Genomic DNA, 13,361 nt, shown 5'->3' with positions numbered 1-13,361 from the left:
CGCCAAGTGACACGCGGCTAGCACTAATCGACCAGAACGGCCTCGAATCTTTGAGCCATTCACGGCTCAATCGGAGGTGATCCATGAGTATCGATCCGCTCGATAGAACCCATAACCAGCAGCCCGTGCCGGGGCAGGGCCAGAACCCCAGCCATTCCCCTGAACCTGACTTCATTACCGATAATCCAGATGTCCAGCCAGGTTCCGGCAATGGCACAAAACCTTCAGAGCAGCCAAGTAGATCGCCAGACACCGACCCGAACGAGCCGGGTCTTGGCAATCCGCTTCCTTGATCTGTTCAGAGAAACCGAGCCCAGCCTTTGCGCTGGGCTTTTTGTTCGGACAGGCCTATCGCGATGAGCCACAGATCCTGCACTACTGTAATAATGTGATTCGGCTTACTGCCCCAGCGAATACCGGTAGATACCGTCCCCTTGGAGGCGCCATGGCTCGGCTCACAGCTACAGAAAAACGAGCGGTATTTACTGAAATGCATCGTGCAGGGTGCTTTTTGCTACCCAATCCCTGGGACGCGGGGAGTGCCCGTATCCTGGAGACACTCGGCTACAAAGCGCTAGCGACTACCAGTTCTGGCTATGCGTGGTCGCAAGCACAAGCTGACGGTCAGTTATCCTGCTTCGATACTCTGGCTCATATGCGTTACATGGCCGCCATCAGCGAGCTTCCTATCAATGCCGACTTCGAAAGCGGTTATGCATTCACCGCCGAGGGGGTATTCGAAAGTGTCAGCATGGCGGTCGATACCGGTGTGGCCGGCCTGTCGATTGAAGACTCGACAGGCGACCCAAAACAGCCGTTGAGAGACAAATCGGAAGCCGTCGAGCGCCTGCAGGCAGCCCGTGCAGCTATCGATGCAAATGGCGGCGACACCCTCTTGGTCGGGCGTGCAGAAAACTACTTCGTGGGTCGCCCCGATCTGGACGATACCATCGAGCGCTTGCTCGCCTATTCGAACGCCGGCGCAGACTGTTTGTATGCGCCTGGCCTCAAGACGCGGGAAGAAATCCAGGCGGTTGTCAGCGCAGTAGCACCAAAACCCGTGAACGTCCTCATCGGTTGGGCCAGTGACTTATCGGTACAAGATCTGGCCGATCTTGGCGTGAGGCGAATCAGCGTAGGCGGTGCCTTGGCCCGAGCAGCTTGGGGCGGTTTTATCACCGCGGCCCGGACGATGAGTGAACAGGGTCGATTCGATGGGTCTATCGATACGCCCTCGGGTGCGGAGCTCAACAAACTGTTTGGTTCGACAACCCTTCGCTGAAGTCGCACTGGGCAATATGGCGCGCCGCTCAGTGTGGGCGCGCCATAGGAGGTTACTACGCTTCTGAAACGCGCCGACTCAGGCTTTTGCAACCGTTACCGGCTGCGGCAAAGTGAATCCTTTCAACGGCAGCTTTAGCGAAACCACTGCGGCAATCAAAAGCAGCACGCCTGAACTACCAAAGGCGAGCCAATGGGTACCGAACTGCTCGAACCCCCACCCGCCTAGCCAAGAGCTGATCATGGCGCCGACCTGATGGCCTAAATAAGCCGTTCCGTACATGACACCGACCAGCCGCACGCCATAGACGTCCGCGAGTATGGCCGACGAAGCTGCGATACTGCCCGCCCACACCATTCCTCCAATGGCCGCCGCGATGTACAGCTCCCAATGGGTCCCCACCAGCAGTAGCGCAAAGAATCCCAGGCCCCGGATGAAGTAAATCGCCCCTAGGATGTTCCGTCGAGGGAGCCGGTCGGACAGTCGACCCAGTACCAGTGTTCCGGCAATGGCCACGAGACCGATAAGCCCGATGCCGTAGGAACTCGTCATGGCATCGAATCCGTGATCCATGAGCATAGGCACACCATGAGTTCCAAGAAGATTCATGCTGTACCCGCATGCGAACAGGCCGAGCACGATTTTCCAGAAAGGCGACGTGCGCATAGCAGCACCGAACGTGAGCTCCACAGGCGCCGCATTGTTAGCTGGGGGCGCAGAACCAGGTGTTGCGGGAAGCAGATCTGAGTTTTGCGGCACCTCGTCCTTCATGATGAACAAGGCTGCTGGCACGGTTACTACAGCGAATGTAATAGCGAAGCCAACAAGGGTGGTTTGCCAGTCAAATAACGTAATAGACAGCGTCAGCAGCGGCGTCAGTACCGCCATACCAGCCATTGAGCCAGTGGACAGGAAGAACAACGCCATACCACGTTGCCGAGTAAACCAGCGGCTAATGACCGGCGTCAGCGCTACTGGGCTGGTGAACGCAAGACCAATCGAGAGCAGCACACCAAATGACAGTAAAAAGGTGAAAGGCGTACGCGCAACGACCGTCCATATCGTTGAGGCAACAACTATGGCCGTTCCAAGCAACAGCACGGAGCGTGTTCCAATGACCCCCACCAAGTATCCCGCCAGAGGCATCGCTAGGCCATAGAACAGCATGCCAACCCCAACGATAGTGGCCAGAAGACTACGGCTAAAGCCCAGATCTTCCGCCATTGGCAGGAAAAATGGCCCGATCCCGAGGCGCATCCCAACTGTCAGCAGCGTAAGGACCGTGGCAGCAGCGACGATGTTCCAGCCGTGATACCAGCTACCTTTTCGAAGGGATGAAGACACAGATCGCACCTCTGAAATGGATTCCTAAGTTGCTGAGCCGAAGCTAGCAAACAATCCTGCGTCCGACCTTAAGTATTCTTCGTAGAAATATTCAAACCATTCAGATTCGCCATGAGGCTGATTCGGCAGGAGCGGCCGCGCCGGCGGAAGATCAGCGGGACTACCAATTGGCCATAAGGTCCGCAACAGCATAGGGCTTGCGAGAACAAAAGGCACAGACATAAGCCGCGTGACAGCGAGCGAACGGCTGCTTACGAGAGCCCATACGGACGGCCAGATGAAAAACCTTCTGCTGGAATATTGATAGCGCTGGCAGAGTCGCAATTGGTGGCGCCGCTAACTGCTCGCGATATCCTCGTCTCAGACAAAGCCGATCCAGCGGCCAGCTATGAGGATCGAAAGCCAAAGAATGGCGGATGCGGCGGCCAGGGCGCGAACTCGGACAGTTGGCTGGCCGCACAGGGCGGCATCAAAGCGCTCGCCGTGATGCTGGAGTGCAATGTTGCAGATCGCCAGCAATAGCAGCGCGGCCTTGCAGAGAAAGGCTGGGTTCTCTACGTACTCCGCTGGCCTCACTGAGAACAACCAAAGCCCCGTTATCACCGCAAGTGTGGCGCCCGTTGCCGCTACGCGTACTAGAAAGGGGCCAAGGACCGGCAGATCTCGTCCGTGCATTGACCGCAAGATGAGCAAATCGAGCGGCAGGATCGCGCCTAGGAGTAGCCCTATGCCAAGGATGTGAGCTGCGTTGACGACCAGATAGGCTATCCAGTACTCCTGCAGGAAGACGGCACCGGGCCAGCCAGCAATCGACTGCAGAAAAACAGTCATCGCCGTGTCGTCATTCCTTGATTCGTTCCGGATACATGTCGTATTGCTTGCCGCCAACGGTAATGCGCACGGCTTTCATATGCGCTTCGTTCGGCTCTTTGGTGCGGTTGCCGAGGACGGTGATGTCATCTCCCTCCTTGGCGGTATCGCCGGTGAAGCCGGAACGTTGCGTCTGGTTCGGATTCCCCAGATCGACTTGCCATAAACGGCCGTCTTGAGCCTTTACGCGCAAGACTGGATGAGGTGGCGCCATCGAAATCTCGGTAATCGTGCCCTTCAATTCCGACTGCTCTTCTTCCGCCCAGGCCCAACCGTGATGAGCGAAGGCCTGCGTTGTAAACAGCACCATCGCTGTGACGCCAAGCATTAAGACCATACGCTGCGCAGCATCGCGCGCCGTGATTGATCGGGTGGCGGTTCGGTTTTCGCTTGATACCGACATAACCATGCTCCTTTGCGCGACTAAATAAATGAGAGTTCGGCACGTTGAAGCCAGTTCCCGGTTTCTGCTGGGCTACCTGCTTGTTTCCAAACTGCACAATCTGTGGAGCTGCATCGGCACCTTCGTGCTGAGCGGGTTGGTTGTTGTTTTTCGGCGGTTGGTCGGCGCTGGTCAGAACGCTGCTGATGCCTATATCAAGAATATTTGTACAATTAATTGGAGGGAAACCTGTACGATTTGATGCTCTTGTAGAGCATTTTGCTCTTTTCCCTTCATCGGTATCAGACATGTTCAACAGAAAGCTAAAACGAGACTTGGCCGAAATGCGCGAGGAAGTCGCGACCAATCGGCAAATAAAGGATTCGCTGTACAGAGAGTTGATGATCATGGAGATCGACCCGCAGGGCCGGGTTCAGCATGCCAATCCGCTCTTCCTCAGTGAGATGGGCTATCAACTCGATGAGCTCGTTGGTCGTCCAATCGATAGCTTCTTTTCCGATGAATTTCGCAGGGAGCCCAACTACGCAAGCCTGAAGATGACAATGCAACGGGCCGAGCATTTAAATGGCGCGTTCCGGCTACTCAAGGCGAACGGAGAGGAAGCCTGGCTTCGCTCGATCTGGCAGCCAATCAAGCGCTCGGATGGGTCATTGCAGCATTTTGCCCTCTGTGCCAGTAATCTGACCCGCACGATCGCTGCGTCTCGCGAGCATGAAAGTGTGATCAGTGCGCTCAGGCGCTCGACCGCAATAATCGAATTCGACCTGAGCGGCCATGTACTGAACGCGAACGATCGCTTCCTCGAAGGCATGGGCTATCGACTGGAGCAGATCAAAGGTAAGCATCACCGCATGTTCTGCGAACGCGAGGAAAGCGACTCCGCGGCATATCGCGAATTCTGGGTCCGTCTAAACCGCGGTGAATATATCGCAGAACGCTTCAAACGCATCGACGCCAATGGTCGTGTTGTCTGGCTCGAGGCGTCTTATAACCCGGTGCTCGATGCATACGGCAAGCTGTACAAGGTCATCAAGTTCGCCACGGTGATTACCGATCAGGTCAACCGCGAAATGGCAGTCGCCGAAGCCGCGACCATCGCCTATGGCACTTCACAACAGACCGACCTCAGTGCCCAGCGAGGCGCGGCAGTGGTGCAGCAGACCGTAAACGTCATGCGCCAGATTGCAGTGCAGATACAACAAGCATCCAATGGTATAGAGGCGCTGGACAAGCAATCGCAACTGATCAGTGCGATCCTGAAAACCATCAGCGACATTGCCGATCAGACCAACCTGCTGGCGCTCAACGCGGCGATCGAAGCGGCACGCGCCGGCGACCAGGGTCGAGGTTTTGCGGTAGTGGCAGACGAAGTCAGGCAGCTTGCGGCGCGAACCAGCAAAGCCGCCGGTGAAATCGTTGGCGTTGTGGGAAAGAACCAGGACCTGGCGCAAGCCGCCGTACACAGCATGTCGGCCAGTCGCAACCAGGCCGAAGACGGTCTGGAGCTTGCCAACCAAGCGGGCGCAGTCATCGTCGAAATTCAGGACGGCGCGAAGCGGGTCGTGAACGCGGTGGGCCAGTTCGCAAGCCAGCTCAAGACTTAAGATGGGGGCAGGTTCAGCGGCAGTCAATGCGCGCGTTGCGCCATCCAGCGCCGGTACTGGCGAGTACGCGAGGCGTTGGCCATCTGCTGCATGATCAGTGCTCGCCATGGAGATACCTTCGGGTTGGGGTTCTTGTTCAGGCTGTGTTTGCTCAACTGAAATTTGACGACCGCCATGTTAGCCAGCGATGCCAGGGCCTTGTTCTTCCAGGTTATGGGTGGCAGCTGTGGGGCGCTGTTCTTGCCGAGATGCCAATCGCGCGGCAGAGCCGGATCGATGGCCAGGGCCGTGCCGATGCCGACCATATCGACACCGCTATTGATCACTTGCTCAGCCACCGGTCGACGGCGGATGCCTCCCGTGACCATCACGGGCATCTTCGCGACCTTCCGGATATCACGGGCGAACTCCAGAAAGTAGGCCTCTCTCGCCAATGTGCGACCGTCGCGGGCTTCGCCCTGCATGGCAGGAACTTCATAGCTTCCGCCTGACAACTCGACCAAGTCGACATCCTGGTTGTTGAGCAGCCTCACTACCTGCTCGGCATCCTCGGCACTGAAACCACCACGCTGGAAACCCGCGGAGTTGAGTTTCACGGCAACCGAGAAACTCGGTGAAACCTCTGCCCGCACGGCTCTGAGGATATCCAGCAGAAGGCGGGCTCGGTTCTCGAGGGAACCACCCCACTCATCCGTTCGTTGATTGGTAAGGGGGGACAGGAATTGGCTCAGCAGGTAGCCATGGGCCGCGTGGATTTCCACACCGGTAAAGCCGGCCAGCTCGCCGAGCCGGGCGGTGCGAGCGAACCGTCGGACTACCTGCTCGATGACCTCCGGCGTCATCTCGCTGGGCGTGTCGAAGTGTTTGGACATCTTGCCCAGATCCAGCGGTACCGCCGACGGCGCCCAAGTCTTCTGCCCGAGATTGGCGCGCATCTGGCGGCCCGGATGATTGATTTGCAGCCAGAACTGCGCGCCCTTGGAGCGGCCGATCCGGGCCCAACGCTTGAACTTATCCAACTGCTTGTCATCCTCCAGCACCACGCCGCCGGGGCCCGTCATGGCGCGGCTATCGACCATCACGTTGCCCGAGATGATCAGGCCGGCACCGCCATCGGCCCAGGCCTGATACAAGCGCATCAGCCTCTCGGACGGCGCCTGGTTGTCGTCGGCCATGTTTTCTTCCATGGCGGCCTTGGCGATACGGTTCGCAATGCTGGAGCCGTTGGGAAGGATCAACCCGTCGAAAACGCTCATGAATAACTACCTCGTGTGATGTGGAGCGACCTTAAGATTAAAGTTGACTTTAATGTCAAGGCCTTCTTTGCGGCTGCCGGGCAGGAGCCGAAGGCGATGCGGTGCATCCGACAGCCCAGCGCCATGAACGGCGCTGCATGACTGACATGAATCGCAACGAATAAGCTCCCGAGAGTCCCTATCGACCCGCTTGACCTTAAAGTTTAGTTAAACGTTAGGGTGCGCACAGCTGGCCACTAGAGATGTGCCAGTGCGACGCAGATAACTTGGTTTCTGCTCGCATATCAGCCATAGCGCATGCGGAGACAGAGAATGAAACTCGGAAATATTGTGGTGATAACAGGCGTGCTCCTGAGTGCTGCTACAGCTCCCTCATGGGCGGAGGCGCCTCTCGAGGCCGCGCAACGCGACGGCAAGACCAACCTTGGCGGTCGCGAAGTGAGCGTGGCGGCGGGTGGGCTGTATGACCGCTATCAATCGAACCCGCCGCTGTCGGTGATCGCCGCCGAGGCTCCGGGCATCGACCTGAGCTGGTTCAAAGAGCTGAAGAAAACCAAGGTCGACATGGGCTTCGAGTCCTATTCGCCCAACTTCTACTACAAGAACAGTAGAGTGACGGCCGTCTTCACGGCAGACATAGACCGGCTGAGGGAGCTCATGCCCGCCGAGGTTCTGAAAGAAGTCCAGCCGCTTCAAGTATGGCCCGGCCGTGGACTGGTCGCATTCACCGCCTATGCCTACGAATACTGCGACAACGACAGCTACAACGAGATCGCGCTATCGATTGTCACCAACAAGCCCGGTCGCTCGAACCTGGGACCCGTCACGCTGATCGGTCAGTCCATATCCAAGGACTTCTGGGGCTATGTGCTCAAGCTCCCAGTGAATACGGAACTGGCCGAAGTCAGGGGCGTGGTGGGCTATAACCTGCCCAAGTGGCTGACCGGCATCAATTTCAGGGAAACCTACAACTCGGTGGTCTTTGAACTCATCGACCAGAAAACAGGCAAAGTCGACGTCACCTTCGAAGGCGAGAAACTCAGCGATCTCTCGGATGAGATCGACATGGTCACCAACAGCTTCACCAATATCGGTCACGATGGGGAGTTGGCCTATGGCTATGCGGTTTCACGCCAACAACGCCATGCGTCCAGCTCAAGCGAAGACTCGGTAAAGCTCATGCTGAGCGGTGGAAGCCTGTCCGGCTACATTGAATCGCTGGGTCTGGGAAAAATGATGAAGTATGAATACGTTCCCGAATTCCAGAGCGCCTTGTATGCCCCCGAACCCTTGAAGGCCATGCTGGAGCGCGACTGAGTCCATGCGGATTCCAGAAACAAAGCCAGGCCGTCACGGCCTGGCTTTTTTGGCCTGGGATGCGTACCTGCGCTGATCGCGCATCGCAGATGCAAATCAGGCCTGGGTCGAGCGTGCTGTCGTCGCTTTTTCCTCTTTTCCGTCTTCGCGAAAGCGGTTCAGCAGCCGCTGCGTATTCTCGGTGCAGCGCATTCCTTCGGGTTTGGTTTCGATACCCTCAATGACGACGAGCAGTTGCGCCTTGTTCTGCTCCAGACGCTTTTGCAGGACTTCGATTTCGGACACCTTGCGTTTGAGGCTATCCAGAAGCTCGTCATGCTGCCAGGCATCGGCGCTTACTGGCAGCAAAGTCCGAATCTCCTCCAGCGAGAAGCCGGCGTTCTGGGCGCCGGTGATGATCTCCAGAATCCACACCGCCTCGGGGCCGTAATCACGGTAACCGTTTGCCTTGCGCTCCACCGACTTGATCAGGCCGCTCGACTCATAGAAGCGGATACGTGAAGCCGCCAGACCGCTGAGCTTCGCCAGTTCACCAATTTTCATTTCCCACACTCTCGAAAGGCGTTGACATTAAAGTTTACTTTAACCCTACAGTCGAAGCGCGACCAGGCAAGTGGCCCGTAGAGCGGATACAGAAGTGGTAATCGGGGGTAGAAGACTGCTTGAAGATCGGCCGTAGTTTAAGGGAGTGATGACAGCGTTCAACAGCATGACCAATGTCCGCTCTTGGCCGGATAGCGACGGTCTAGTTCGACCACCGCTAAACGTCGTCATACCTCGATCTGTTCAGCCATCTCTAGAGCATCGTCTACCTCGATACCAAGATACCTGACGGTGCTTTCCAGCTTCGTCCTACGGTAGATCAGCGACGCCTTGGTTCGGCGCATCGTGTGGGTGCCGTATACGGCCGGATCGAGACCGATGGCTGTTACCCAGGCTTTGACGATGCGAGCGTATTGCCTTGTGGAGAGGTGGTCTGAGCAATGCAGTCGGCTTGGGAAAAGCCGATCTTCACCCCGTAGCTGTGCCTGATGTATCCAAGCCTCAAGTGCCGCCCGAGTTTGTTCGGTGATCTCAAACTGTACCGGTCGCTGGGTTTTCTGCTGCATTACGATGGCTCGTGCTGACACGTGAACCTCATGGGCTATGTCGCGTACGCGAAGCTTCGTCTTGCTATCGATAGGCAAGTCAACCAGGGCGAGATCCCGGGTTTCTCCCCGATCTGGAGTCTGACTCGGATAGCCCAAATATCTCTGAGCCGAAGCGGTGCTTTCTGCCCGACTAGCTTTCCTTTATTCCAAGGTTGGTAGCATTGAGTAGTGATGGGTTTCATGGCTTGTCCTCATCGTGAGGGAAGCCAAGGATGAGCCACGATGGTGACGGTCGCTAACCGACCCAAAGCTGCCAGTCACAACCGGCACCGTCAGCCGTCATCACACTAACCGCGCAAAAGCGATTATTGCCTCGTTGACCTCGTTTGGTCTTGCCTCGGGCGCCCAGTGGCCGCCATAGGCCATTGCGGGACAGCCATTGCGGCTTGGTTGCGCTATAAAGGCGTTCAGACCGACGTTACAACTGAACAATCATTCGAGTCAGCAACGAGGAAGGAACCTATGCTCTTTAGAGATTATTGGAATGGCCCAGCGAACCGGCAGCGAGCGGATGATCTGGATGCCCAGCTCACAAAGCTTCAGGCGCGTCATGCACAGCTAGAAGCGCTCAATAGAAAGATCGGGGCCATGGATGTTCTGGACGTCCAGCGGCTGACTGAGCAGGAGAAAGCAAAGCTTGCTGCTGTTCGACAGCAAATTCAGAGCGCCGAGCAGGAGGTAGTAGCATTTGCACAACGCTCCTCTGATTTACAAAGGCAGATACTTGTATGGGAGGAAACGATACTCCTCGAAAGCTTCGCGCTCTATGAGCCCAAGTTCAAACTAAATGCGAGTCATGAATACAAGTCCCGATTAGGCAGTGTCCGCGAACTCCAGAAGGCGATGATCAAGAACGGGAAAGCTGCCACTGGAAATATGGACTGGACGGTTAACGGCAGCAAGCCGCAAGGTCGCAAGCTTGTGAACGATATGATCAAGCTGGTGATCCGGTCGTTCAACAACGAAGCGGATTATTGCGTGGACAATGTAAAGTTCGACAACGTCGAGCTAGGTGAGAAGCGAATTCTCAAGTCGTACGAAGCCTGCAACCGCCTAGGCAAGATTATGGACGTGGAAATATCGCGTAAGTATCTGAGTCTTAAGCTTGATGAGCTGCACCTTGCTCACGAGTTTCAAATCAAGAAACAGGAGGAAAAGGAAGAGGCCAAGCGCGTCCGCGAAGAACTGCGCGAACAGCAGAAGCTTGAGCAGGAGATTCGCGCAGCCCGGGAGAAGATTGCCAAGGAGCGCAAACACTTCGCTACCGCTATGCGCGACCTTCAGGCTCGCCTGGACAAAACAGAGTCCGAAGAGGAGCGCGAGCCCCTTTTAGCGAAGCTGGCTGAGATTGAAGCGGGCCGAGCTGCGCTTGAGAGCGAAGAGAAGCTAATTGATTATCGCGAACAAAATGCGAAAGCCGGCTATGTGTACGTGATTTCCAACTTAGGGGCATTCGGCGAAGGAGTTTACAAGATCGGTATGACCCGCCGGCTAGAGCCGCTGGATCGTGTCGATGAGCTTGGTGACGCATCGGTGCCGTTCTGGTTTGACGTGCATGCGATGGTCTTTTCAGATAATGCCCCTGCGCTGGAGGCAAAGCTGCACGAACGCTTCGCCGCAGGACGTCTAAACAAGGTAAATGGCCGCAAGGAATTCTTCCGTGCGGACATTGCTGAGATCGAGTCGGTCATTCGAGAAAACTATGACGCCGTCGTCGAGGTCACCCATGAAGCGCCGGCCGAGCAGTATCGCGAGAGCCTTCGAATGGAGTTGCCCAAAGCCGCAATCCAGCAAACAGAACGAGTTGCGACACAAAGCTAGCTCAGAAATCCTTGTTAGGGGGTCCGCTTCGGGTCGACTCCGGCCCGTGGTACCGGCAACAGTCGGCCAGGAGCGGTCGTTTGGGACCGGCAATGGCTGCTCCCCTTCCCCGGTTCCTCATCGTTGGCTACGACCGAGTCGTGCCAAAGACGCTCAGCAGGAAAACCGCTCAGCCAGATTCTGTGCTTTGAAATGCTCGACCAGGCAATCTACAAAGGCGCGGGTTTTCGCCGGCAGCAACGTATGGGCGGAGAAGTACACCGCTATATGCCCCGCGTCCACATACCAATCGGGCAGCACCCGTGACAGGCTGCCCTGGTCCAGATAGGGAAGAGCGTGCGGTAAGCTGACTAAGGCGATGCCCAGCCCCATATCCGCCGCGCGGCAGGCGGCATCCGGATCGGTCATGGTCATGCGTGCCGGCAGTTCGATCGCTGCTTCTGCGTTGCTGCGATTGCGTAGCGTCCAGCGGCGGACCCGCCCCGTCTGTGGAGAGCGAACCAGAATGCCGGCATGTTGCGCCAGGTCGCTCGGCACACGCGCAAGAGGATGTGCATCCAGATAACCGGCAGAGGCCACCAGCACCCGGTGGGCCGGCGCCAACTTGCGCGCCACCACACCGGGCGAAAGCTCCATCGCGCCGCTGATGGCGGCATCGAAGCCTTGCGAGATCAGATCGACCGGGCTGTTATCGAAATGCCAATCGGGCGTTATCGCAGGATAGCGCTGCAGAAAGTCACCCAGCATCGGCACCACGTAATCGCGGCCAAAGGTCACGCCCATGCTGACCTTGAGCACTCCGGCGGGCTGCCCAGCGGCGCTGGCTAAATTGGCCACTGCGCGCTGAATGCTGCCCAGACTGGCACGGACTTCGTGTAAAAAGCGTTCGCCGGCTTCGGTCAGGGTCAGGCTGCGGGTGCTGCGCTGAAACAGACGCACCCCGAGGCTAGCCTCCAGCTTGGCCACGCTCTTGCCCACTGCGGCGGGCGTTATCCCCAGGCGGCGTGCGGCCTCGGCAAAACTGCCGGCTTCGGCGCTGCGCACGAAACAGTCGAGACCCGCTAGCGTTTCCATAGCGTCTCCGTAAACCAAAAGGATCGAGTGAATAGAGTGATTGATGGCTTATCGATATGCAATTGGCAGTGGATACTCGTTTCATCCGGGCAAGTCGTCCGTCCAATCGGAGCAACGAGCATGTCGAACATCACTACTCTCAGCAGTAACAACCTCACTGGCAAAGTTGCCCTGATTCAGGGCGGCTCGCGGGGCATCGGCGCTGCCATTGCCGAGCGCCTGGCCCACGAAGGTGCGGCTGTGGTCATTACCTATGTAAGCTCGGCGGACAAAGCCGCCGAGCTGGTACGAGGCATCGAAGCGGCCGGCGGCCGTGCCCTTGCCGTTAAGGCCGACAGCGCCGACGCCGATGCCGTACGCGGCGCCGTCAGCCAGACGTTGAGCCACTTCGGGCGCATCGATATCTTGGTGAACAATGCCGGCGTGCTGGCGATTGCACCGATCGAAGAATTCAGCCTGGAAGATTTCGACCGCACCCTGGCCGTCAACGTACGCAGCGTGTTCATTGCCAGTCAGGAAGCCGCGCGGCACATGAACGAAGGTGGCCGCATCATTACTATCGGGAGCACCAATGCCGACCGCATGCCCTTCGCCGGCGGCAGTGTTTATGCCATGAGTAAATCGGCGATTGTCGGACTGACCCGCGGTATGGCGCGCGATCTAGGCTCGCGCGGCATCACGGTGAACAATGTGCAGCCGGGCCCGGTGGACACCGACATGAACCCGGAGAACGGTGACTTCGCGGTAACCATGAAGGGCCTGATGGCGATCGAACGCTACGGCCGCGCCGAAGAAATCGCCGCGTTCGTAGCCTATCTCGCCGGCCCCGAAGCGGGTTACGTCACCGGCGCCAGCCTCTCGATCGACGGTGGCTTCGCCGCTTAAGCCATCGCTATCAAAAAGCCCCGCAGAGTTTACCCGCAGGTGGGTAGGCGCCTGCGTCAGGACAGGTTGCTCAACGCCTCGCAATTGATCAGATAACGCTGCTCACAAGCGCTTTGATACAGGCGCTTGGCCTGGCTGGGGCCGCGCGGCACGGTGCATTTGTATTTCAGGTCAGATTGACGAGGATGTGCTGGGCCATCAGGCCGGCGGCGGCAGCGGACTGGTTGAGATACTTGCGCAATGGAGGGACGCGATATTGATGCTGCCGGGCTTCAACTGTGGGCCGGACTCTGCCGATTATGAGTGACCGCTTCCGGCCCAGAGTGTGTAAAAACGCTGCTAGCCAGTGCTCTA

Annotated in this window: 13 protein-coding genes and 1 pseudogene; 6 read left to right on the top strand and 8 right to left on the bottom strand. The window is 57.5% G+C overall.

Features of this window, described 5'->3' with window-relative positions:
• Positions 1–83: 83 nt before the first annotated feature.
• Together NAV33_RS15640 and NAV33_RS15635 are read left to right on the top strand one after the other, a co-directional pair.
• Complete coding sequence (locus tag NAV33_RS15640; protein WP_255981683.1) at positions 84–293, top strand: hypothetical protein; 210 nt, start codon at positions 84–86, stop codon at positions 291–293.
• A 152-nt stretch (positions 294–445) separates the two neighbouring features.
• Complete coding sequence (locus tag NAV33_RS15635; RefSeq protein ID WP_255982135.1) at positions 446–1,282, top strand: isocitrate lyase/PEP mutase family protein; 837 nt, start codon at positions 446–448, stop codon at positions 1,280–1,282.
• Between the two features lie 78 nt (positions 1,283–1,360).
• On the opposite strand, the gene NAV33_RS15630 is transcribed toward NAV33_RS15635, so the two are convergent.
• The 3 genes from NAV33_RS15630 to NAV33_RS15620 all read right to left on the bottom strand — a co-directional run bounded on the left by NAV33_RS15630 (position 1,361) and on the right by NAV33_RS15620 (position 3,899).
• Entirely contained in the window at positions 1,361–2,626 is a 1,266-nt protein-coding gene (locus NAV33_RS15630; RefSeq protein ID WP_255981681.1) for an MFS transporter, read from the bottom strand.
• A gap of 360 nt (positions 2,627–2,986) precedes the next feature.
• Complete coding sequence (locus NAV33_RS15625) at positions 2,987–3,457, bottom strand: DUF2214 domain-containing protein (protein ID WP_255981679.1); 471 nt, start codon at positions 3,455–3,457, stop codon at positions 2,987–2,989.
• Between the two features lie 10 nt (positions 3,458–3,467).
• Entirely contained in the window at positions 3,468–3,899 is a 432-nt protein-coding gene (locus NAV33_RS15620; RefSeq protein ID WP_255981677.1) for a DUF6152 family protein, read from the bottom strand.
• Positions 3,900–4,186: 287 nt separating this feature from the next.
• Between NAV33_RS15620 and NAV33_RS15615 the strand changes: the two genes are divergently transcribed.
• The gene (locus NAV33_RS15615) at positions 4,187–5,503 is read left to right on the top strand and encodes a methyl-accepting chemotaxis protein (protein ID WP_255982133.1); all 1,317 of its coding nucleotides are present in this window, start codon (positions 4,187–4,189) and stop codon (positions 5,501–5,503) included.
• A gap of 23 nt (positions 5,504–5,526) precedes the next feature.
• Here NAV33_RS15615 and NAV33_RS15610 read toward each other — a convergent pair whose 3' ends face one another.
• Positions 5,527–6,759: an NADH:flavin oxidoreductase/NADH oxidase family protein gene (locus NAV33_RS15610; RefSeq protein WP_255981675.1), complete on the bottom strand. Its 1,233-nt coding sequence runs from the start codon at positions 6,757–6,759 to the stop codon at positions 5,527–5,529.
• A gap of 312 nt (positions 6,760–7,071) precedes the next feature.
• Here NAV33_RS15610 and NAV33_RS15605 point away from each other — a divergent pair, with 312 nt between their 5' ends.
• Positions 7,072–8,076 (top strand): acetoacetate decarboxylase (ADC), encoded by a 1,005-nt coding sequence (locus tag NAV33_RS15605; RefSeq protein ID WP_255981674.1) that lies wholly within the window; start codon positions 7,072–7,074, stop codon positions 8,074–8,076.
• Positions 8,077–8,172: 96 nt separating this feature from the next.
• Here the strand turns inward: NAV33_RS15605 and NAV33_RS15600 are convergent, their stop codons facing one another.
• Together NAV33_RS15600 and NAV33_RS15595 are read right to left on the bottom strand one after the other, a co-directional pair.
• The gene (locus NAV33_RS15600; protein WP_255981672.1) at positions 8,173–8,619 is read right to left on the bottom strand and encodes a MerR family transcriptional regulator; all 447 of its coding nucleotides are present in this window, start codon (positions 8,617–8,619) and stop codon (positions 8,173–8,175) included.
• A 227-nt stretch (positions 8,620–8,846) separates the two neighbouring features.
• Positions 8,847–9,409: pseudogene (locus NAV33_RS15595) on the bottom strand (tyrosine-type recombinase/integrase).
• Between the two features lie 280 nt (positions 9,410–9,689).
• On the opposite strand from NAV33_RS15595, the gene NAV33_RS15590 reads away from it, so the two are divergent.
• The gene (locus tag NAV33_RS15590; protein ID WP_255981670.1) at positions 9,690–11,048 is read left to right on the top strand and encodes a DUF4041 domain-containing protein; all 1,359 of its coding nucleotides are present in this window, start codon (positions 9,690–9,692) and stop codon (positions 11,046–11,048) included.
• Between the two features lie 153 nt (positions 11,049–11,201).
• Here NAV33_RS15590 and NAV33_RS15585 read toward each other — a convergent pair whose 3' ends face one another.
• On the bottom strand, positions 11,202–12,122 hold the full coding sequence (locus NAV33_RS15585; protein ID WP_255981668.1) for a LysR family transcriptional regulator: 921 nt from the start codon (positions 12,120–12,122) through the stop codon (positions 11,202–11,204).
• 120 nt (positions 12,123–12,242) lie between these two features.
• On the opposite strand from NAV33_RS15585, the gene NAV33_RS15580 reads away from it, so the two are divergent.
• Positions 12,243–13,007, top strand: a complete 765-nt coding sequence (locus tag NAV33_RS15580; protein WP_255981666.1) for a 3-oxoacyl-ACP reductase family protein — start codon at positions 12,243–12,245, stop codon at positions 13,005–13,007.
• A 166-nt stretch (positions 13,008–13,173) separates the two neighbouring features.
• Here the strand turns inward: NAV33_RS15580 and NAV33_RS15575 are convergent.
• On the bottom strand, positions 13,174–13,361 hold a 188-nt coding region (locus tag NAV33_RS15575), incomplete at its 5' end, for a hypothetical protein (RefSeq protein ID WP_255981664.1).

The sequence above is a fragment of the Stutzerimonas stutzeri genome, assembly GCF_024448715.1.
GTDB lineage: Bacteria > Pseudomonadota > Gammaproteobacteria > Pseudomonadales > Pseudomonadaceae > Stutzerimonas > Stutzerimonas stutzeri_AR.
The sequence above is the reverse complement of the archived record's forward strand: the minus strand, read 5'-3'. Positions and strand labels throughout refer to the sequence as shown.